At 43.2% G+C, this 22,352-nt stretch carries 21 protein-coding genes; 9 read left to right on the top strand and 12 right to left on the bottom strand.

All coding sequences use genetic code 11. The features are described from left to right. Positions 1-367: 367 nt before the first annotated feature. The 7 genes from AC58QM_RS10890 to AC58QM_RS10860 all read right to left on the bottom strand — a co-directional run bounded on the left by AC58QM_RS10890 (position 368) and on the right by AC58QM_RS10860 (position 8,387). On the bottom strand, positions 368-1,354 hold the full coding sequence (locus tag AC58QM_RS10890; RefSeq protein WP_497283798.1) for a hydroxyacid dehydrogenase: 987 nt from the start codon (positions 1,352-1,354) through the stop codon (positions 368-370). A gap of 125 nt (positions 1,355-1,479) precedes the next feature. Next, complete coding sequence (locus AC58QM_RS10885; RefSeq protein ID WP_497283797.1) at positions 1,480-3,006, bottom strand: ABC transporter substrate-binding protein; 1,527 nt, start codon at positions 3,004-3,006, stop codon at positions 1,480-1,482. A 119-nt stretch (positions 3,007-3,125) separates the two neighbouring features. After that, positions 3,126-4,028 (bottom strand): carbohydrate ABC transporter permease, encoded by a 903-nt coding sequence (locus AC58QM_RS10880; protein ID WP_497283795.1) that lies wholly within the window; start codon positions 4,026-4,028, stop codon positions 3,126-3,128. A gap of 14 nt (positions 4,029-4,042) precedes the next feature. Continuing rightward, the gene (locus AC58QM_RS10875) at positions 4,043-4,960 is read right to left on the bottom strand and encodes an ABC transporter permease (RefSeq protein ID WP_497283793.1); all 918 of its coding nucleotides are present in this window, start codon (positions 4,958-4,960) and stop codon (positions 4,043-4,045) included. Positions 4,961-5,195: 235 nt separating this feature from the next. Continuing rightward, entirely contained in the window at positions 5,196-6,695 is a 1,500-nt protein-coding gene (locus AC58QM_RS10870; protein WP_497283792.1) for an ABC transporter substrate-binding protein, read from the bottom strand. A gap of 46 nt (positions 6,696-6,741) precedes the next feature. Then, positions 6,742-7,539 (bottom strand): oxalate:formate antiporter, encoded by a 798-nt coding sequence (locus AC58QM_RS10865; protein WP_497283790.1) that lies wholly within the window; start codon positions 7,537-7,539, stop codon positions 6,742-6,744. Positions 7,540-7,664: 125 nt separating this feature from the next. Next, complete coding sequence (locus AC58QM_RS10860) at positions 7,665-8,387, bottom strand: DsbA family oxidoreductase (protein ID WP_497283788.1); 723 nt, start codon at positions 8,385-8,387, stop codon at positions 7,665-7,667. A 216-nt stretch (positions 8,388-8,603) separates the two neighbouring features. Between AC58QM_RS10860 and AC58QM_RS10855 the strand changes: the two genes are divergently transcribed. The 8 genes from AC58QM_RS10855 to AC58QM_RS10820 all read left to right on the top strand — a co-directional run bounded on the left by AC58QM_RS10855 (position 8,604) and on the right by AC58QM_RS10820 (position 15,333). Then, positions 8,604-9,173 carry a TetR/AcrR family transcriptional regulator gene (locus AC58QM_RS10855; protein ID WP_497283787.1) on the top strand — a complete coding sequence of 190 codons (570 nt, stop codon included), beginning with the start codon at positions 8,604-8,606 and terminating at the stop codon, positions 9,171-9,173. A gap of 152 nt (positions 9,174-9,325) precedes the next feature. Beyond that, the gene (locus tag AC58QM_RS10850; RefSeq protein ID WP_497283785.1) at positions 9,326-10,753 is read left to right on the top strand and encodes a spore germination protein; all 1,428 of its coding nucleotides are present in this window, start codon (positions 9,326-9,328) and stop codon (positions 10,751-10,753) included. Continuing rightward, a complete protein-coding gene (locus AC58QM_RS10845) occupies positions 10,740-11,858 on the top strand; it encodes a GerAB/ArcD/ProY family transporter (RefSeq protein WP_497283783.1) in 1,119 nt (372 codons plus the stop codon). Before AC58QM_RS10850 ends, AC58QM_RS10845 begins: the two co-directional genes overlap by 14 nt. Then, positions 11,848-12,939 (top strand): Ger(x)C family spore germination protein, encoded by a 1,092-nt coding sequence (locus tag AC58QM_RS10840; protein WP_497283781.1) that lies wholly within the window; start codon positions 11,848-11,850, stop codon positions 12,937-12,939. Before AC58QM_RS10845 ends, AC58QM_RS10840 begins: the two co-directional genes overlap by 11 nt. Before the next feature lie 163 nt (positions 12,940-13,102). Continuing rightward, positions 13,103-13,453, top strand: a complete 351-nt coding sequence (locus AC58QM_RS10835; protein WP_497283779.1) for a thioredoxin family protein — start codon at positions 13,103-13,105, stop codon at positions 13,451-13,453. Further along, positions 13,437-13,985 (top strand): pyridoxamine 5'-phosphate oxidase family protein, encoded by a 549-nt coding sequence (locus AC58QM_RS10830; protein ID WP_497283777.1) that lies wholly within the window; start codon positions 13,437-13,439, stop codon positions 13,983-13,985. The genes AC58QM_RS10835 and AC58QM_RS10830 overlap by 17 nt, the downstream gene beginning before the upstream one ends. Positions 13,986-14,073: 88 nt before the next feature. Further along, positions 14,074-14,556 (top strand): DinB family protein, encoded by a 483-nt coding sequence (locus tag AC58QM_RS10825; protein ID WP_497283775.1) that lies wholly within the window; start codon positions 14,074-14,076, stop codon positions 14,554-14,556. A gap of 144 nt (positions 14,557-14,700) precedes the next feature. After that, positions 14,701-15,333, top strand: a complete 633-nt coding sequence (locus AC58QM_RS10820) for a hypothetical protein (RefSeq protein ID WP_497283774.1) — start codon at positions 14,701-14,703, stop codon at positions 15,331-15,333. Between the two features lie 97 nt (positions 15,334-15,430). Here AC58QM_RS10820 and AC58QM_RS10815 read toward each other — a convergent pair whose 3' ends face one another. The 5 genes from AC58QM_RS10815 to AC58QM_RS10795 are packed head-to-tail and all read right to left on the bottom strand — an operon-like array spanning position 15,431 to position 20,883. Beyond that, on the bottom strand, positions 15,431-16,210 hold the full coding sequence (locus AC58QM_RS10815) for a HipA family kinase (RefSeq protein WP_497283772.1): 780 nt from the start codon (positions 16,208-16,210) through the stop codon (positions 15,431-15,433). Then, the gene (locus tag AC58QM_RS10810) at positions 16,200-18,131 is read right to left on the bottom strand and encodes a polysaccharide deacetylase family protein (RefSeq protein WP_497283771.1); all 1,932 of its coding nucleotides are present in this window, start codon (positions 18,129-18,131) and stop codon (positions 16,200-16,202) included. Before AC58QM_RS10810 ends, AC58QM_RS10815 begins: the two co-directional genes overlap by 11 nt. Then, positions 18,128-19,117 carry an aminoglycoside phosphotransferase family protein gene (locus tag AC58QM_RS10805; RefSeq protein ID WP_497283769.1) on the bottom strand — a complete coding sequence of 330 codons (990 nt, stop codon included), beginning with the start codon at positions 19,115-19,117 and terminating at the stop codon, positions 18,128-18,130. Before AC58QM_RS10805 ends, AC58QM_RS10810 begins: the two co-directional genes overlap by 4 nt. A gap of 2 nt (positions 19,118-19,119) precedes the next feature. Next, complete coding sequence (locus AC58QM_RS10800; RefSeq protein WP_497283767.1) at positions 19,120-20,271, bottom strand: glycosyltransferase family 4 protein; 1,152 nt, start codon at positions 20,269-20,271, stop codon at positions 19,120-19,122. A gap of 12 nt (positions 20,272-20,283) precedes the next feature. Next, the gene (locus AC58QM_RS10795) at positions 20,284-20,883 is read right to left on the bottom strand and encodes a hypothetical protein (protein ID WP_497283765.1); all 600 of its coding nucleotides are present in this window, start codon (positions 20,881-20,883) and stop codon (positions 20,284-20,286) included. A gap of 607 nt (positions 20,884-21,490) precedes the next feature. Here AC58QM_RS10795 and AC58QM_RS10790 point away from each other — a divergent pair. Beyond that, a complete protein-coding gene (locus tag AC58QM_RS10790) occupies positions 21,491-22,336 on the top strand; it encodes an RMD1 family protein (protein WP_497283764.1) in 846 nt (281 codons plus the stop codon). Positions 22,337-22,352 lie beyond the last annotated feature (16 nt).

The following is a 22,352-nucleotide window of genomic DNA, read 5'->3' as shown; positions in this document are numbered from 1 at the left end:
TTTCTGGTATCTACTTTTGCAAAACCCGTGTAACGTCGGATTTTCCTCAAATTGATACCATTTCCCGATTATATTAGCTGAACGGCAGAGCTGAGTCCTACTCAGCATCCTGCTTCCTTGTTGTGCTGATAGATTAACTGGAAAGCATACAGCTATTTTCGTTCAAATCGCGAGAATGAGATTAATAACTGGAAAAGATCCAGTTAAATTCCACCCTTTTCACGAAAATGGGCAACTCGCCTAAAATTAGCTGTATAAAATCCAGTTACTTGTTCTATTTCACCAGAATGACCACAATTACCTGTACATTTTCCATCTATTTTGGTGCAGGGGAGCCAGCTCGCAAAAGCAGCGCAAATGCTCGACCTCAAGCCAGCAAATGCATCTGATCCGCCCGAACTTCGCCGCTCAGAGGGCGATCTTCGAGATACGCTTGCAAATCGTTCACTACGGATTTCGCGATGCGGCCCATGCCGTTATTAACGGCGCCTGCGATATGCGGAGTTAGTATCACGTTCGGCAGATGTCGAAACGGATGGTCCACTTGTGGAGGCTCCGGATCCGTAACGTCGAGACATGCGAACAATCTTCCCTTGCTCAATTCGGCTACGAGAGCCTCCTCGTCGATAACCGAACCGCGAGCTGTATTGATGAGCACACAGTCGTCTTTCATCAAAGCAAGCCGTTCGGCATTAAACATGTGATTCGTCTCTGGCAGAGATGGCAAATGAATGGAAATGACGTCGCTCTGGCGCAACAGGTCCTCCAGTTCTAATTTCTGAGCGCCCATCTCCCTAGCTCGCTCCTCGCTGACAAATGGATCGTAGAGCGCGATCCTAACATCGAACTGACGAAGTAATTTAATGTAGTGAGAGCCTGCACGTCCTGCTCCGACAACTCCGACAGTAAGACCGTACACTTCGCGCACGCGTGAGCCATCGCCCCAGCCGCCAGCAGCCGTTTCCCGGCTAAGCCGCCACATGTCCTTGAGCGACACGATGGTAAAGCCAAGCGCCGTCTCCGCTACCCCTTGGCCAAGCGCTTCCGTCGCGTTGGATACGCGAACTCCGCGATGCCAAAGAGCGTCCGTCACGATCGGCTTAACAGTACCAGCGGCATGCAGAACGAGCTTCAAATTCGGTGCGTTCTCCAGCACCCGTTCCGTCAATGCACAGCAGCCCCATGACGTGATGGCAACATCCGCATCGGCAATGAGTGCACGTGCTTGCTCCTCCGTCGGGTTTACGTTTTCCTCATTAAGTATCACTTCACCTATTTCGCGGAGCTGTGCCAAATGTTCGGGACCAAATACTCGCTCCCTCATGTCTTTTCGTTGCAGTAAGGCAATCTTCACTTCAAGTCCTCCTCTTTCTCTTGTTGCAAATGATTGAGCAAAGCCCATAAAACCCGGGCTATTCCGGAAAAACATTGCTGTTTTAGGGAGATAGCCCAGGTTATCCATGCGTTCGTTCGTCAAGCTTACTTCTTTTTGCCGTTCGCCACTAGCCACGCATCAAGTTGCTTCTGACGCTCAGCTACGATCGCATCAGCGCCTGCTTTCTTCAGTTTCTCTTCATAGATCGGCAAGTACTTCTCTGGATCGAGTGTTCCACTTCCGAGACCCACATAATACTCATCGTTTACAGCCTTGACGTTCGCGGTTTCTGTCTTGACTGGTTCCGAATTGAAGACAAATCCAGTAAGCGGGGAAACTTCACCTTCAGCGTTAACTTTTGCTGTTTGCTCCAGTTTGTCGGCTGGTGAGCCTTCTGGTAAATACTCATTGATGATACTACCGAAAATCCAATCCGTGTTCGTGAAGTAGCCTGCTTCTTGATTAATTTTGATGAAATTGCCTGTCGTTTTCGTATAATGCTTACCTTCAATACCGTAAACGAGTGTGTTATACAATTGCTTATCGGTGTTCACCAGTTCAAGGAACATCATCGCTCTCTCTGGATTCTTGGAAGTTCGGGAGATCGCATTCAGCGTACTTGCAGCACCGCTAAACACTGCTTTAGCCAGTGGTACGAGCACGACATCATTACCAGCGTTCGCTGCTTTGAACTCAACCTCAGAGCCTGGCTTGCCGGTATGGTCGAACCATACTGCAGTTGTGCCTTTGTTGTAAGCGTCTGCTGCAGCTTTTATTGTTGCAGCATCTTTATTGATGTAACCTTTCGTGTACCAGGAGTTCATCAGTTTGAAGTTGGCTCTCATTTCAGTTGTCACATCTGGTAGGACTTTGAATGTCGTATCGTTTTTGTAAACGGGCCCCTTCACATCAATGTTGTAGAGAGAACCTTGATAGGGTCCGCGCTGGGTTCCGAATGGTATGATCCCAGGCTCGTTATCCTTGATCTGCTTCAGGTACAGCTCGAGGTCTTCCAACTTCTTAATTGTGCCTACGTCCAGTTTGTATTTATCCACAAAACGCTTCTGCATGACTAGTCCTGCTCGAGTTGCGGAGATTTGATAGTTGGGTATCGCATAGATTTTGCCGTCTAGCTTCGCATCATTCCAGAATTTCTCTTCCAATGATTTGTAAAGTTTCTGTCCTTGATTCTTTAACAAATCGTCGAGAGGTTGGAATACACCTTTCTTCTGATTCAGGTCGAATTTAAACAGCCAGTTCGACGTCCAGATAATATCCGTTACTTCGTTAGCAGCAACAATCGTGTTCAACTTCTGCTCATACGTACCGAAGTCAACCGGCATCAACTTGATTGTTGCGTTAATTTTCTCTTGTGTAATCTTATTAACAGCATCATTCACGAGTTGTAGATCTGGATTTGCTTTGTTCTGAGGGTAATACCAAGTCAATTCGACAGGGTCAAGCTTCTTTGTCGCAGGTGTTGCTGATACGGCAGGAGCCGCACTGCTGGATGGAGAAGGCGTGCTAGTGTTGTCTGTACTACTTCCACAGCCGGTAACAGCAATGGCAAGTGCGGAGCTAACTGCGATTGTGGACATCCACTGAAACTGTGATTTTATGGTCTTTTTCAATGAAGAAACCTCCCTTAAAATGATTATCAAGCATATTTATGAAAGCGGATGTGAAAAGCCGAATCCTAATTTCCTCGGTTCCCCTCCTTTCAAGCTTTTCCCCACCCGAGGCTTGCCACTTAACCTTTAATAGCACCGATAGTAAGTCCCTTAACGAAAAACCGTTGAAAGAACGGGAATACCAGCAGCATCGGACCAGCCGATAGAACGGCTACAGCAAATTTAGCAGACGTCTTCGGAAAATCTCCCATACCAACATTGAGCGTAACCAACGCTGAGGCGAACTCGGGACGCGATGTGATGAAGTCAAGTGTGTTCATGGTCCTCACGAGCAGCAACTGAAGTGGAACCAGTTTCTCGTTGTTGATAAACAGAAGTGCGTTGAACCATTCATTCCAATAGTTAAAAAGGATAAACAATCCCAATGTAGCGAGTGCCGGCTTCGAGAGCGGAAGGATCAGTGCTGTGTAAATCCGCCACTCACGCGCTCCCTCCACTTTCGCCGACTCCACAATCTCGGTCGGGATTTTCGCCATGAAACCCTTCATAATTAGTACGTAAAATGGACTGAGTAATCCAGGCACGATGAGTGCCCATATTGAATTTTTTAAATGCAGTATCTGGGTAATCATAATGTAGAACGGCACAAGACCACCGTTGAACAGCATTGTGAAGAACACATAGAATGCCGTTACTCTCTGCAGACCATAATCCCTCCTGGACAGCACGTAGCCCAACGTAGAGGTTAGAATTAGACTGATGCAAGTGCCAATAATAGCGACCATAATCGTTACACCGTAGGCCCGTAGGATCGTTTCTGGCGTTTTCAGAAAGTAATGGTACGCCGCAACGCTGAACTGATCCGGAATAAGGCGGAAGCCATTATGCAGAATCGACTGCTCATCAGAAAACGAGATGACGATAACGAGGGCAAATGGAACCAGCATTGCGATCGTGAGCAAAATGAATATGGTATGTATGACGAGTTGGCTCCATACCGCTTTGGATTGTTGGACTACCACGAAATGTTCCCTCCTTAGAACAGAGAATTGTCCTCATTAATTCGTCTAACGATTAAATTGGCGCTGACTACGAGAACAAAACCGACGAACGACTGGTACAAACCTACGGCCGATGCCATACTAACGTCCGCAATTTCACTGAGCGCCCGATAGATGTACGTATCGATAATATCCGTTGTCGAATACGTCATTCCGTTGTTGTTCGGGATGAAGAAATGTAAGCCGAAGTCGCCTCGGAACATATTCCCGATACTGAGGATAAGCAGAATAATAATAAGCGGCGTCAGCTGCGGGATCGTGATATTCGTCACCATCTGCATCCGCTTCGCACCGTCAATCCGGGCGGCTTCATACAGTTCTCCATCAATTCCGAGAATGCCGGCGTAGTACACCATTGCCGAGAAGCCGATCGCTTTCCACAAATGCACAATGTTTAGAATGTAGGGCCAATATTGAGCTTCGAAGTACCACGAAATTTTTTCCATGCCAGCCGATGCCAGCCAGCTGTTAATAAATCCATTATCGTGATCGAGAAACGCCTGAGTAATGTAGCTCATGACGACCCATGAGAGAAAAAAGGGCAATATCAACGATGTCTGATAAATTTTAAGCCACTTTTTTGCAATTTCATTGAGAAGAATAGCTACGGTGAGTGCTGCGATCGTCGTTAGCACCATATAGCCCAAGTTATACACGACCGTGTTGCGAGTGATTCGTAATGCCGTTTCGCTTTTAAACAGAAACTCGAAGTTTTTGAAACCGATCCATTCACTTCCCAGAATACCCTTGTCATACTTATAATTTTTAAATGCGATGACGACGCCAAACATCGGAATGTACGCCATGATAAAAATATAGATGACTGCGGGAAGCGAGAGCGTAAACAGTTCGATGTTCCTGCCGAAAAACCGGAATACCTTCTTGCGCTTCATAGGATGCCTTCCTCCTTGCCTGTAACGATTTGCTTGGCTTGCTGCCTGAGATCAATTTAGCTGAAATATCACCTATAAAACAGTGCAAAAACTGTACTTTTGTCGCCACTACGTGTAAACGATCTGTATTTTACTCACTGAAGTCCGAGTGGGCTATAGAATACGCCAAAAAGGCCGAGAACCGCACGGTGTGATTAGCACCGTCGTTCTCAGCCTTTACCTACAACGCTTGCGATTATTTCTTCCCCTTCGCCTTCAGCCATTCATCCAGTTGCCTTTGCTTCTCGGATCTTATCATTTCGCTGCCAGCTCTATTCAGCTTCTCTTCGTAGATCGGCAAATACTTCGCGGGATCGACCGTTCCGGTGGCCAGCGCTGCATAATACTCGTCGTTCACCGCTTTCACATTGGCGAGTTCTGCCTTCAAGTCATCGGTTCGGAACACAAAGTCGTAGTAAGGGGATACCTCCGCCTCTTCGTTGATGCGAACGGTCTGTTCGATCTTGTCCGCTGGCGCTCCCTCTGGCAAATATTCATTGCGGATGTTGCCGAATACCCAATCCGTGTTCGTAAAATATCCGGAATCCACATTCAGCTTGACGTAGTTTTCGTCACCTCGCGTATAGTGCTTTCCTTCAATCCCATAGACGAGCGTATTGTACAACTGCTTATCGGTATTCACCAACTCGAGCAGCTGCATCGCCTTGTCTGGATGCTTCGACGTCCGGCTGATCGCGTTCATCGAGCTAACAGCACCGGAGAACGAAGGCTTCGCCAGCGGAACAAGCACGACGTCAAAGCCACCGTCGCCTGCCTTAAACTCCGCTTCGGAGCCCGGTTTCCCCGTAAAATCGAACCAAATAGCCGTATTGCCCTTATTGTAGACGTCCGCAGCGTTCTTCAGTGTAGCGGCGTCTTGATTAATGTATCCTTTGTCGTACCAGGAGTGAACCAAAGCAAAGTTCTGTCTCATTTCCGCCGTGACATCAGGAAGTACTCGGTGGTTAGCATCACCTTGATATACGGAAACGCGCCAGTCAATGCCGTAAATATGGTTCATAAAGAAGCCTCTTGTCGTGCCGAAGGGAACGATGCCCGGCTCCCCTTCCTTCAGCCGCTTTAAGAAAGGTTCGATATCGTCGATTTTGCGGATCGCACTTAGGTCGAGCTTGTATTTATCGACGAACCGTTTCTGAATGACCAAGCTCGGGCGCATAGCGGAAATTTGGTAGTTCGGCACGGCAAGCTGCTTGCCATCCAGCTTACCGTCGTTCCAAAATCGCGGAGACATCGATGCTCGAAGCTTCTGTCCGTAGCGCTCAAGCAGCTCGTCTAGCGGTTGGAACACACCCTTTCTGGCATTGGCGTCCCACGAGAACAGCCAATTCGAGGTCCAGACAATATCCATCGGATCGCTTGCCGCCACGAGCGTATTCAATTTCTGCTCATAGTTCGCAAAATCGACGGGCTGCAGCTTGACACTCGCATGAATTTTATCCGCGATTAGCCTATTGACTTCGGCATTCACTAGATGCAAGTCGGTATTCGCCTTATTCTGCGGATAATACCAGATCAGCTCATCCACCTCAGTGCCGCCACCGCCACCCTCTTGCTGTAACTTCGTGCAGCCGCTCCCGATAAACATCAAGAACGTGACCAAGCTCAGAACCACAAACAACATAAAACGATGTCCTGGAACCGTGCCCCGAATTTTCCCAACGTTTATCTTGTTCAAGGCTATTCTCCCCTCTCCCACTTCGATCTCCCGTACACTACTCCTATTATATCTTATTGTCTAAAGAGGCATAAACAGTTTCTAGGTAAGCAACTGAAACTTGCTCTGCTTCTCTTTTATATTCGAAATCACCTGATTGCTGACGAAGTTGTCGGTAGAGTCGAATGGTCATTTGTAAAGCGTGATAACAACTCTCTATACTATGGTTTGGAATCGTTTCCTTTAATTCTGCTATTCCTTCACTCACATGTTTTTCGAGTCTTCTTACTCCTGTTGGAAGTTCACCGTTCTTGATAAGCAACAATGGTCCAAGTACCGCGTTTCGCATATAGGAAAGGTGATCGATTAACTCGAACAATTCTCCCCTGCCCAGTTTAGTCGCTCCATAGTGCACCCATACCCAAAATCGATCTTCGATCCATTGGGAGCTGGGAGATGGATAGATTGGTGAGGTGCGTTGAATCAATGCGCTGATTTCCTCACCTTTTTCCCAAAGGATGATCGGATTCTCAACCCTTTGTTCAAGCTCCTGAACCGTAACAAACTTTAAATCCACGTGTAGTGGCGGTGGTCCATATAAGCAAATCAGTAGCCGCGGTTCTCCCACATGATCGCCTGTAAAGCCAGATAACAAGTTTCCTAGCTTCTCTGCCATTTGAAGACGTTGATTCATGATCTCTTCTTGGTATTTAACATCGTATACCACAATTAGATCCAAGTCGCTGTACTCATCCATTGTACTTGTAATCATGGAACCCCCAGCAAGCAGTCCAAGCAACCGGTGATCCAGTCGAAGTTTCTCTCTAGTGTGATTAATAAAATCTTCAAACATTTGTAAAGGCATGGATAACCCCCCTATAATAACCCTGAAAAAGGGTATTAGATCATCGTATCAAGTGTCACAACACCAGTCAAACAGTTTTGAAATATGACTCAGACGCCGCGTCGATTGAAGTTCAACTAGATCAATTAAATCTTGCACATACCGTCTTCCCCGCAAATACCGCCCTCTGAATCGCTATTTGCCCCCTTGTCAATTATCTGTAGAGGATGTTCCTCTCTCCACACTTGTTCAATTACGTCGAGGAATGCATCGCTGCTTCTTACCCCGGATACGGCATACTTATCTTTGAAGATATAAAATGGCGTTCCAGTAATTCCCCTCTTGAACCCATTCTGTCGCTCCTTTTTGACCGTATCCATGTACCGTTCACTGGACAGCATGGTAAGAACTTCACTGCTGTCAAGACCGCTCTCGCCAGCAAGCTTGGCAAGTGTAGAATGATCGCCGATATCCAAAGCATCGGTAAAGTAGGCTTTATATACCGTAGCCATCCACTCCGCTGCTTTTCCCTGTTCCTGCGCAAAAACTCCCACGCGAAGAGCATCTGTCGTATTGGAAGGAATCAATGTGTCAAGATTATAAGTGATGCCGATATTTGTGCCCATCTGAACCACCGCTTTATTTCCTTCTTTTACATAGTCAGGAGTCATTCCGCCACCATGAACCTCTGCTGTCCATTCATAATAATTCTTGCCGGTATGGCTTGGAGCATCGGGGAATAGTTGGAATGGTCTGTAGATGACTTCTACTTGATCCTTTTGAGCGAATTGTTCCAGGGCTGTATCTAAATTCGTTTTACCGACATAGCACAACGGACACATGACATCCGACCAGACCTCGATTTTCATAATCTCTCCGCCTCTTTTCTGTCATTTTTATATCTAGCAGTACATGTGAATAGTTCAACTTAATTAACGACAAGTGTTGATTAACTCACGTGTATTGATTTAAATTATATAGAGTCCACGCGATATCTCAATCTTCAAAAAAGTAAAATGTGTCTAGTAATTGACGCATCGTTCAAATCTGTTCAGAATTTTAAGCTGAGGGGAATTCATGACGCCATGTCTAAAGTAGACAGAAGAACAGTCAAGACCAGGGAAGCAATTCATCAAGCTCTGATTGAATTGATGTCCGAGAAAGACTTCGATACGATTACGATCAACGATATCTCTCATAGAGCCAATATTCATAGAGGCACCGTCTATCTTCATTATTCGGATAAATATGATTTGCTCGAGAAAGCAATAAAAGATCATTTGGGCAATATGTTGGAATTTTGCTTTCTCTCTAAGCCTTCAGAGGAGAAATTGGATCTTGATCATTCCCTTCTTCCGATGTTCCTTTATTTCGAAGCACATTTTTCATTTTATTTCACAGTCCTAACCAACAAAGGTACGGCTTGTTTTCAGGAGCAGTTCATTCTGCTGGTCAAAAATGCAATTATCAAGCGATTGAAAGTAAGTGGGAATTACGAAGAAGGCAGCAAAGAGGTTACCATTCAATTTATGTTATCCGCATACATTGGCGTCGTGGAATGGTGGATCAAAAACAAGATGCCGCTGTCTCCGCAGACCGTTACCGAGCAGCTATGGAATCTGTTAGAAAATAATTTTCATAACCTCAGTCATTGAGCGAAAACAGGGAGCAGCAAGCTGATCTCTGTTTTTTTGTGCAATCGTTCTTCACCTTTTTTTATCCTTCTTTGGAAAGGTGTCCACATACATATTCTTAGGATTTTTAATCCATATTATAGACATGTTGGTATTAAAGGAAGGTAATGAAGTTGAAAACTATTATAAAACCGTCTAATGAGAAAACAAGGAAAGAAGTTAATATTGAAGGGACACTCGCAAAATTAGAGGATAGTTTCGACCTTGTTCACCGTTCATTCCATCACAATACGATTCACATTATATATTTAAATTCATTAGTAGACTCCAACACATTAGAGTGGGAAATCCTTTCACCTTTACGAGAACTGTCATTCAGTGAGTTCGAACAGTCGGTACAACAATCACTTTTTAAACCTGTAACTAAACAAGAGGAAGTTGTACAAGGCATACTAGACGGCAATGTGACAATGTTCACTGAGGAGAATACCTATTTAATAAATGTGTCTGGATTCGAGGAACGTGCCCTTTCACAATCTGAAACAGAAACTGTCATCAGTGGGCCACATGACGCTTTTAATGAGACATTAAAAACGAATGTATCGTTAATAAGAAGAAGAGTCAGAAGTTCTCGCTTAAAAATGATTACCTTAACTGTCGGGGAAATTTCAAGAACAAAAGTTCTAATTCTCTATATTGAGGGTCTTGCGAAAATGGATGTTGTGAATCTTCTAAAAGAAAAGATTCAATCGATTAAAGTTGATTCCATTACTGACTCCAATGTTTTGATTCAAATGTTAGATGATCATAAAAGCTCGCCATTCCCTCAATTTTATACCACGGAAAGGCCAGATATTGCGGTGACAAAACTATATGCTGGAAAGGTCATTGGCCTTGTCGATGATAGCCCAAACATTTTTTGTACGCCTTCCAGTTTCTTTGAATTTTTCGATTCACCAGATGACTACAATCAACGTTGGTCTATAGGAACAGCGGTTAGAATTCTACGATACTTTGCATTATTTATTACCTTAGTACTCACAGCTTTTTATGTCTCTATCTGTACGTTCCATTACGAAATGATTCCACAATCCCTTCTACAAAGCCTTATGCAATCTAGGAGTAGAGTCCCTTTTCCTCCTTTCGTTGAAGCTATGTTTTTGGAAATCGTCATTGAGCTTTTAAGAGAGGCGGGTGCGAGACTGCCTACAAAAATCGGTCAAACAATTGGCGTAGTAGGCGGTATTGTCATCGGTCAAGCAGCTGTTGAAGCGGGAGTTACCAGTAATATCTTAATCATTGTTGTTTCTGTATCGGCCATAGCCTCGTTCATAGTACCAAGTTATATTATGAGTTCTTCCGTTAGAATCGTTAGGTTTCTATTTATTGTAATGGCAGGTGCCCTGGGCAATATCGGGATTTTTTTCGCGTTAGGAATCGTAGTTATCCACTTAACCGGGTTAAAAAATGTATCCGCACCTTATATTAAGCTTGATTCCCCTGCCTTCTTTCAAAAGTTGATGGACCGTATGGCGAGAGGAAAAAAGCGGCAACCCGCACATTCTTTGATGCAAAATGATGGTGAAAATGAGAGGAATTAATGGTGAGAATATGAAAGCACGGCTCCATCCCCTACAACTGTCTATACTCATCTATAGCATCCAAAATAGCCTTGTCTTGTATACTATTCCTCGATTAACTGCCCAGTATTTTGGCACAAATGGCTGGTTAAGTCTCTTTTTCATTTTCATACTTGTGAATATAAATATTGGGATGATTGCGATAAGTTATAAGCTGGGTAAAGGAAGATCCATTTTTGAAATCATTGAGGCAACAGTACCCAAATGGGTCATGGTCCCCTTCTATTTGTTTATTATTTGTGTTTGGATTGGGATGGCCAGCATGATTATGAGGGAATATATCTTCATCATGAAATTAATGTTTTATCCAACATTACCTGCCATATTTTTTGTTATATTCTTTACACTACTTAGTTTTCAACTATTAAGAGGTGGATTTCACCATATTGCTAAAGCCATTGTGGTTTTATTCTTCTTCGTGATTCCAATGATCTTTTTGCTCTTTTATCTTACACCAGAATTTGAGTTTGCACGTTTCACACCCTTCATTTTTAAAGGTGGAACAGACTTTTTCAAGGGGACCCTTCAAGTTTACTCCGCTTTTTTAGGGATTGAAGTATCCATGCTGTTTTTTCCTATCATAGAAAATAAATGGACAAAAACACTCTTTATTGGCAATTTTCTCTCAACACTCACCAATTTAATTGTCACCGTTATGTGCTTTGGTTTTTTTAGCTTCAATCAAATATTAAATGATCTATACCCCGTTATGACATTGTTTGAATATACAGAAGTTTCTTTCCTTTCACGCGCGGAAAATCTTTGTTTTTGTGTTTTTTCCTTCAAGGTACTTTCGACAGCTGTCATCTATTATTGGGGGGCTCAGCAATTTTTTGGGAATATGATGAAAAGTGTAAAACCTACGGTTTGGATAATGATCATAGTAACAACGGGATTTATACTTGCTTTGCTTCCTGATTCTATGTTGGATGTTAAAAAATGGTTGACCTTATTGAGTAATTGTTCAATCGGAATTGCTTGGGCATTGCCTCTATTCGTATTAGGCAACTTGTCTATTCAAATTCTAAAAAAAAGGATGCCTAGGGAGACAGATCATGCAAAATAAAAGACTTGTATTGATCGGAATATGCTGTTTGTTATTAACTGGTTGTGCAGAAAAGAATATTATTGAAGACTTAGCCATATTAGAAGCTGGTGCTTACGATTTGTCGGAAAGTGATGACAATCCCATTACAACAACAGTCCTTTTCCCCACTGTTACTAAAGAAGGAAAGGTCGATACAATGACTCTTACTGCTAATGGTAAATCCGTTCATGATACTTTCCTTAAAATTCAAAATTTAACTAATTTAAAGCTAGTTGGTGGACAGGGTACGATTCTCTTTGGTGAGGAACTTTTGAAAAAAGGTCTTATTCAAGTTGTGAAGTCATTTACAAGGGATCCTGAAATCGGTACGCGCGTTAAATTTGCTATCGTAGAGGGAAATGCAGGAAAATTGCTAAAAAAAAAATTACGCTCTGTCGAAGATAATGCGGAGTTTCTTTACACGTTCTTGGATAAAGCCGGCAAACTAAATAAAGCTTTAACGACAAATCAATATCGTTTTTTAAGAGATTATTATGACGATGGTATTGATCCTGTACTACCTTTATTTTCATCTGAAGGCGACAATCTTGAATTAAAAGGATTGGGTATTTTTAAAAAAGATCAATATGTTACTCACCTATCATTAAGTGAAACACAGATCCTTAATTTACTATTGGGTGACATCAAAAAAGGCAGATTAATGATAAATGCGGAAGAGATCGGAGATAATTATCAGCTTTTATTAAATAGTGTTCATTCTAAAAATGATAAGAAAATGAACTCAGGAAATATGTCGGTCGAAATCCTATTAGATATAAAAGGAAGCGTCCTTGAATACACAGGTAGCATGGATATCAGTCAAGAGAAATATCAAAGAGAACTCGAAGCTCAGGTTGAAAAATATATATTAACCAGTTCACAAAAGCTGTTAGCCAAATTACAAAACTATCAGACAGATCCTATCGGGATAGGAAAAGTGGTACGTAATCATTCATCCTATGAAAAATGGAGCCATATGAACTGGAAAATGATTTACCCCAACTTGAATATAAGTGTAAAAGCAAAAGTTGATCTTGTTAATATTGGAAAATCAAAGTGAACGCGATGTTTGTAACCATCAATATTGACAATAAATAGTTACTTGTCTGTCATTAAGGTTCATGATATAGTATGCAAAAGCATGGCAACTATCGATGTCGAGAATTTTTTGAAGCATAACGAAAAGCATATTTTCACAATATAACGAGAAGGGATAGATAACCATGGAACGCATTCAAACAAACCAGCAATTTCAAGAGAAAATCAATGGTAATAGCTACACGATTATGAAATTTGATGCGACTTGGTGTCATGATTGCAAAAATTTAGATCGATTTATCGGTGATATTATAAACGAGCATTCGGATAAGCAATTCTATGCGGTAGATTCCGAGCAATTCGAAGAGCTTACAGAAAAATATGATGTTAGAGGAATCCCAAGCTTACTGGTATTTAAAAATGGAGAGAAATTAGCGCATCTGCATAGTAAATTCGCAAAGACGCCTGCACAAATCCGAGAGTATTTGGATACGATCAATTCGAAAGGCGATGGCAACGATGTTTCCACTTCGTAATGTGAAACGAAGCTCGACGGATGACGATAAAATCCAACACTTTCTTAAACAAGCCAAAATTGGATTTCTCGGCCTATCTTCCGAAGATGTGCCCTATGTCATTCCACTTAATTTCTCATTTCTAAACAACGCTATTTATTTTCATGGGGCTGAGGAAGGAAGAAAAATCACATATATCGAGCAAAACCCTCGCGCCTGTTTCACCATAAGCGAAAATTACGGAACGATTACGAGTCCGGTACCTGCTAAAACAGATACTGCCTTTATGAGTGTTATCATCGAAGGCAACTTGGAACGCGTAACCGATTTAGATGAAGCGACAGCGGCTATGCAGGTCATGTTGGACAAGTATGTACCAGGCTATTATGATAAGCCGCTGGGGCGAACTCATTTAGATCGCTACGTTTCTCCGTTAGGTAGTAAGACCGCGATCTATAAATTAAGCGCGGCCTCCTTGGTAGCCAAAGAGAAAGTAGAAATCCCTGATCGTATGTTTTATGAAGGTAGAACCGTTCAGAACGACCGGGGGTAATGCCGCTGTCAGCAGTTTGTAACCTAGTACTGTCCCCTTCCTTTCCGGCGATAAATTGAAATCATACACAATCGAGGAGTGCGATTATATGAAAACAACTATTTTCGAAGAACTGATCAATATTAGAACGGAAACACTACGCGCATTTGATGGCTTAACGGAGGAACTCGCGGACCGCATCCCCACTGGATTTCGCAATAATATCCGTTGGCACCTTGGCCACATCTATTTCGTTACGGAATATTTGGCGCTATCGCAGCTGAAAATCCCGCTTCATTTGCCAGAAGGCTTTACTGATCGGTTCGTTTCGGGAAAGTCGCCAAAGGATGACACGTACTCTGCTTCACTTCCTAATCCGACAGTGCCAGAACTGAAGGCTCTGCTGACAGAACAATTGGATAGAATTCGAAAGCAGTATCCGATGGAACGCTTGAACGAAAGTGTAGCCGTAATTACTACATCCACCGGACTCGCTCTAGTAACGCCAGAGCAGTCGCTCCGTTATAACCTGTACCATGAAGGGCAGCACTTCGGAGCCCTCTCCATTTATAAAAGATTATTGTCTCAATAACTGCAAAGGTACAATCACTTCCCTAGAAGAAGCGATTGTACCTTTTTTTCGCTGGCGTGTCTAAAAAAGGCTTAATCTAGTAGTTAAATGCCTTTCCTAGTACTTCGTTGCGTTCATATCATAAGTAGAGAGGAGGGATCATAGATGGAAGAAGAAATGCTGCACAAATTGAATCAAATTCGAGTACGAAAAAGCGAGACGGTTGTTAACATCGATAATCCGTCAGGCTACCGTTTAATTGGCAAAGGAAAGCAAGGCGCTGTTTTTCAAATTGATGAGCATCGTTGTGTGAAAGTGTACTACCGTGAAGAAAGCTGTCAGCAAGAACTGCATAGTTTAACGCTGGGGGGACAAGCTGGTATTTGTCCAAAAGTGTATTTTTGGGGCAGTAATTTTATTGTGATGGACTATTTAACTGTTCCAAGCTTGTATGATTATTTGCAGCAAAATGCGATGACTCGCTCATTAGCTGCAAAAATTATTAAACTGTTGGAGACGTTTGGGGAGGTCGGATATAATCGATTTGACCACTCGGCTCGGCATATTTTTATGATGCCGGATGAGACTATGAAAATCATCGATGTCGTCCACGTGATTAAACCGACTCCGGTTTATTTCGCGCAAAAGCTGATTTCGGATATGGGACAATACGCGCCGGAATTTATCGACTATGTGCGTGAAATCAGTCCCAAATGGTACGATCTTTGGGTGAGTCAACCGGATTTCCAACAAGTCATGAGTATGATTAAAGAAAAAACCGAAGCTTCGAACGAATAACGTAGACTTCCTTAACTCCTTACCTTTAGACTAACCACACAAACTAAAAATACTCGTTTTACGCGACGTAAGTAGCATAAAACGAGTATTTTTCCAGTTAAGAAGAACCGCATAATTTTTTGAATTTCACTAAGAGATCTGGTAATTTATTTCTTGCGTTGATTAGATGCGATAACAAAGCTTCTCTTTCCGCACCTGACACATCCCAATCCTGAGGAATCGAGAACACAACTTGCTTGATCGCTTCATCAGACAAAGAAAGGATCCGCACCAAATAATCATTTAACTCTCCCTTATCTTTTAAAAGAGAGTAACACCATTGATGAACCTTCAGATTCAAATTCATCTTCGTGTTTTTCAGCGTTTTTATCGTCCAATTCGAATCGGCAAAGCATCGTCCATGATCGATCATGTAAAAGTAATGTTCACTGGCACCCATTGGCTTTAAAAGTGTGTTTTTTTCTTTACGATCCGTATTACTGAGCCAAAGGTCAAACAGAATGACCCCGGCAAGTATATCCTGATTGCGGATCCGTAAGCTGCTTTTTTTAATAAAATCGGGGGTAAGATAAGTGCTGCCTTCGATATACTGACTAGCGAACTGACTGCCGGATTTAAATTTACTTTTAACCAATTCAGGTATGTCTTTGATAAAGTCATTGGAAACAGAGACGACTTTAAACGGGATTACTGGCAGAGAAAGAAGCTGCCCGAAGCTTGCCGCAACATATTCGTTAACCAACACCCTTGTTCCGGTTGGGTTATTTTTGAATTTAACTACATAACTCATGCCATCGCTAAACTGGATCAATTGGGGCTTCGAATATCCTTCCGGCATACAGCTTATATGTTGAACAGGAACTAAATTAAGATCCATACCCACAATCAACTCCCATGTCAAATGATCCTTCGAAATGTGTCAGCGTTAATCCTATACAGACACCGTGGCCGAAAACCGGGGACCGGGGAATATGCCATTTCACACCCGAAGTTGTTGGATAAACCCAAGTAAACAGGTTTCCGGTTCGGATGCCCCGTTTCCCCCCTTCTGTACAGGAATCTAACGAAGCACGTCCCTCCCGTATAATTCGAAGGTAATCGGTAGACATCCCAATATCGAGCGAAAGTGGCAAAATGGAAGGAGGAATCTGCTCATATCCGATATTGATCCGGCTTTCATTCTTGTTTAACAGGAACCTTTTCTTTAAACCATACGCTGGACTGTTGACCTGCCTATTCACAAGTACCAACTCAGCAGGAGAGTCTTCTGCAGAAGTAGCACTTTCGATTTCATATACATCATGCTCGTATCCATAATCCGCAAGTGCTCCTGGATGATTCATAGGCGTATCCATAAAACCGTTCAGTTCTTCAAGCAAGTTCCAATCGTCCGTCGGATTGCCTATAAACATCCGTCCCTCCTTATCTTTGAACGAAAAGGCATATAGAATCCGCCCACCGAACGTAGGACTAATGACCACAGCTAAGATTTGGTTGCGCAAAATCACTTCTTCATGCCCGTCCTCGTCGATATCCTGTACCTCCAGCTTCAGCAGTCCCTCGCTGTCTGTATCTTGCTGCCATACTGCCGCCTTCAGTAGTACATAAGCAGCGCGGGCATGACTCGCAAGTGCGCGGGCCCAGGGTGCTGGGGAGGCGTCCTTCCATGATACGCCCGGATCGTGCCAGCCCGTTTCATATGCGGAGGCAAGCAAATGCTTGATTGCCAGATCGAGGAGCAAGCATGGTGCAGCCTGCTGTTTTGAATACGTAAATACTCTCTCCCAAGCATTTTCAAGCATTAGCTGATAGGGAGCCCAAGCCGACGAGCCTGCCCAACCGGAGTAATCCTCCCCAGCACCGAATATCCCTGCCAGCTCCATATAAGTGCCCGGGCCAACCGAGCGGGTCGGCCAGTCTGTCCGCTTGTTAAGCCAAGCTCCAAGCAGAACCGGCTCGACATCCTGCCTGTTTGTCAGCCACTTCAAAAACAAATCGTAGTGCTGAATAGATTGGGGATCCCACATGGGAGGAATTCCTGCTGCCTTTTCCATGTCATCACCGTAGATAGCGATAACATCCTCCCCACGGTCAACTTCCTGACGCAATTCGTCCATTAATTGATCCAGCTTTTCTTCATTTATCCTGCTATGGAATGGAACATTCAGTCTCATCTCCGTAGAGATAGGCAGAGCTATTAAACCACTAGCGTCTTTCACCGAATATGGCTTGTATAAGCTGGGATCAAAACGGCGTTGTTCGTCGAAGCGAGTGCGTTCATCCCCTTGCAGTAACAAACGATCATCCGCTAATACGTACCGGTATCCACCATTGCAAAGAGCCGAATTCGTTACTGTTTCAGCAAGTCGTCTAGTGTCCCAGACCCTTTCTGGAATCCAAAGCCCTTTCACTTCGGATGGGCTTGCTCCTAGCCACGCTTGATATAACCGTAGTTCTTCTTCCAATTGAAATCGATTAAAATCATTACTGAACAGCGTCATTATATTTTGCGAGTAGGTTGAACCTACCAATTCCACCAATCCGGCCTTCCACAAATCAGAGATTTCCTCCAGAAAAAGTGGATCAAACCATGCGCACGCTTCAATTAAAGTACCGCTTATATGAAGGTGAAACGGAATGTCATATTTGCTGTGAAGTTCTAATATGGCACGCAGTCCCGACGATCCGTCCGTTGGCCCGATCGTTTCCCCAATGCCAGGACGATTCACATAGCCATTGGTTATTAAATACTGGTTTGCGTGATGGACAATCGCGATCGGAATTCGGGCGGGCCTCATCCGAAAGCACTTCCCTGCAAGGATAGCTCACATTCTTGAAGAAATGGATCAACGATGTCCAAGGCTCCGGTCTTACATACACATAATTCATAATGGAGACTTTCAAATAAAGATCGGGAACGGCATTGAAATAAGCGTATTAGGAAAGACTGATGTTCCGATTCCGGAATCCCGGTAAGGTAAGTATCGATTAACATTTTTACGGCCGGCTGAAAGAATTGGAAATCACCCTTCTTATAAAATGCGCTCAATTGAATTTGGCTGGCATGATAAGCGACATCCCAAGCCGGATCTCCAATAAAGTGGTGATCAAAATCAATGGCCGTCACCTTATGCTCGTTCCAAAAAACATTTTTGATATGAAAATCCCCGTGCAGCATAGCTAAGTTATCTCTCCTAGCAGTTACTGGATGGAGCATCAACTGATTGACAAGCGATTGGAATGCTGCCTCCTTTTCCGGAACAACCTTCGTCAACTCTGTGATTAAACGGGTAAAATCTACATCTGCCCTCGTCCTTCTGAGCTGCTTGATTTGCATAAGCGGGACTTGGTGCAGTTGTTTTAACCAGATAGCCACTTGGTAGGCAGCATGAACTGCTTGATCCGTTTCGTACATCCAATCCCTTATGATTTTCCCAGGTGCTTTGGACATAAGCAGCAGATTATAGGATTGAAGATAGGCAATAGGGCGTACGATCGTATAGTTAACTTCATCATTCATACCATTTGCCCAAAGATGCCGCATTATATAGTAGCCCGCCATTCCTTTTTCCGGGTCCGAAAATATTTTCCCTATGACCGCTTCCTGAGCTTCCTCACCATTCTGTTTTCTGTACGTTACTGCATATTCCAAAATCCATTTTTTCATCTTGGGCATACACGCTACTAAAGTAAACGATAAGACATGCCTCGGTTCATCGATAAAATCCGCTTCATAAGCGGCAATCATTTCCTCCATAGGGAGAATAGGATATTCCTCTTTCATTGTTAAGACTCCTTTCTATCAGCTTGTTCACACCACTGCGAGTAGAGCAAGATGGTTTGGTCGGCAATCGATTTCCATGAAAAGCTCTGTACTTCTTGAACTCCTCTTTGAGCTAAAGACTTCTGCAGGGCGGGATCATCTAACAATGTAAGGATGGCTTTGGCCAATTGTTTTGGGTTACCCGGTTCCACGCGGCATACGCTTTGGACGATTTCACTAGCTCCTGTAGTCGTTGTGATGATTGTCGGAACCCCCGAGGCCATCGCCTCAAGCACCGTAATTCCGAACGGCTCCGATATAGACGGAAGCACATAAACCTGTGCATCCTTATAGCATTTCTGTACCTGCTCCCCTTTGACAGTGCCTGTAAAAGTTATATGTTCATCGATTTTCCAGCGATGCGCTTGCCGACGCAGGGGACCCAGCAAGTTGCCATCCCCTGCGATCATAAAGCGTGTCTCTCTTTCAGCAAGAATCATCCTTGCTGCTTTCAGGAAATCACCAGGTCCCTTTTGTCCAGTCACTCTTCCTAAAAATAAAACATACCCTTCGGTTGTTCCGTAATCCCGATCCACTGCCAAGCTTTGAAAGGAGGAGGCATGAATACCGTTATAAATCACGGAGACCGTGCTCGGGTCAGCACCATATTTCAAAACCAAACTTTCTTTCGTACGGGCAGAAACAGTGATGGTATGGGTTGCCACTTGAAACGCCGCCTGCTCAATAGCTAAAATCCCGGGATGAGGGGGCAAACCTGCCGCCCGGTCATACTCTGTAGAGTGAACGGTCCAAATTAAGGGAATTCCGTACAGTTCTTGGATACGCATCGCTGCAAAAACGCCCATCCAATCATGTGCATGAATGACATCTACTCCCTGCGGTTGAAAAACCTCCTCAAGGCGGTCTCGGAACGAGTGGATACTCTCCCAAACCCTATTATCTCCTTCCGAATAAGCGGATGATTGCTGACCTATATCCAACCGGTGCATAACCATCCCCTCCGGGATATGAAATACCGTATCCCTGTCAGTCGGGAGATAAAAGTCAATACATACCGCTTGTTTGACCAGCTCCTCAACCAGCGATTGGCAGTGTACACCCAGTCCTCCTGAAAATTGCGGAGGGTACTCCCAAGCGATCATTGCAATTTTCATCCAGAATCCCTCCTAAAGCGATGTCTTTGTAACATATTTTTGCGACTCAGGATGATTGATCCATTGTTGGTGCAACTCGGGATCCAATACCTCTACGTGTTGGAGAAAAACACCAGTCCACGTCCCCAACCCTTTCAGCAGCTTCTTAGGGGGATAATCCGCAGAGACAGCTTTATCACTGATATTGACAACCTTTAGAGTCCCGTCCGGCATCACATAAATGTCTTCAGGTGCATGACCGGATCCCCATCCTAATTCTTTAGAGACACTAAGCAAGCGCAACAGACGGCTTGTAAATTCCTGTGAAAGTCCGTTCATCTCCATGTAGCCGAGCAATGTCGAAGTCTTCATGGATTCCATCACCAAGAAGGTCGGGCCAAATAAGTAAACCTTTGGCGTTATGCCGTAGACGGCTCCTTTATGAAGCAGATTGTACTCCTCCTCTGCTCTGCCCTCCTTGGCATAAATTTTAACGATGCGCGTTTCATCCAAGTGAAAGGTTGCACTTTTTTTCCCAATACCGATCAGTGTCAGGTCTGTCGGGTTATCTACTGTTAATTCTTCAGTTGGATCCACCCGGTCCACTTTGATAGATTTAATCTTTCTGGTCACGCTTGCCTCCATTAGCTTTCTCAACTCATTCATCATCGAAAACATATCTATCATCCTTTCCTCTGTTTAATAGATTTAGATTAATAGTTTAATAGCCAAACACTCTAAATTCATACTTTATTGTCATTTTTTAGTATTAAAACGAAAAAAAAACGACTCCCATATTCCCCCCTAAATGATTAAATTCCCACGATAAACAGTCCATTTTCTACCTGTCTTACCCTGTTACTCTAAAATATGATTAATAAATTATTAAGGAACGGCTAATCTATTAATCTATCTGTCCAATCCTAGTCTATCTTCTTAAAATATTAAGAATATGCCCCATTTAATAGTTGGCTTTTCTCGCAATGAGCAGAGATAAACGAAAATAGCCCATACCTGAGTATGGACTGTGGTTGGACAATATTCTGGACTAAGTTCGGATTCCCAAACTCATTTATTATAAATGCTATACATAATTAAAGCCTGATTCAGTCAACCTTCACTTTTTTCTTCTTTGGGTTCTCTAAACGAACCGAAAAAACCTGCTCAAATTATAGGATTATTTCTTCCATTTACTGCTAATAATATCGAGTATAACGATTAGATAGATGAGTGGTGAACAATGAAGGACATTACGTTTAAGGCCTTGGCTATTACGAATGAAATAGATCTGAACAAAATTGCTATTCACTGCGGTATTCCCAAAAAATATACATGGGAACAGCCTTTAATCCTCAGTTATAAAGTCCTTCAAAAAATCTATCACAAGGATTTAGACGAACTGCAGCAAGTACTGGTCTTTTCCTTCGGCAGTGTTGTCTTCGTGAATTTGACACATCAGAATGAAATTACGGCTTTATTGAAGTTTATTCAATCATTTGAGCCCGATATCGCACTCGAAAGAGCCGATAAATACACAGATGATTATAGTCTGCATATCGAAGAAACCGATAGTATGACATTGACGGATGAATATGTGGTTGTTCCGGAGTATGAGTTCTTTTTTCCTGAAATAATTGCAACGGTTCTAGCCAAATCAGTGGCACTTGAGAGGAGTGAGGAGCAGCTAGGGAAGATTCAAGATAACCTCGAAGTCATAATAGACCGGCTGGAAAAAGGAAAGCTTCGCGTAGGCAACAAAGAATTGGCTAAAACGACTGCCAAAATTGTTCGCCACGAGTTTAACACGTTAGCCTATATCATGATTTTGGATAAGCCTGAGTTGACTTGGACGCATAGCTCAGCAAGTCAATTTTACGATGAGATGATCGTTTTCTTTGAGTTAAATGATCGCTATACCATATTAAAAAGTAAAACTGATATTCTCTATCATATCTTAGAAGGCTTTTCGACGATTAGTCATTCAATACGAGGACTTTTTGTTGAATGGATTGTTGTGATTCTTATCGTTATCGAGGTCGTGTTAACGTTATTGCAAATTATCGGTTGGCTTCCTTCTTCACATTAAATAGATCGTGAGATGC

This window comes from Paenibacillus sp. J22P165 (assembly GCF_059692015.1).
This window is presented reverse-complemented; position numbering and strand designations above follow the sequence as displayed.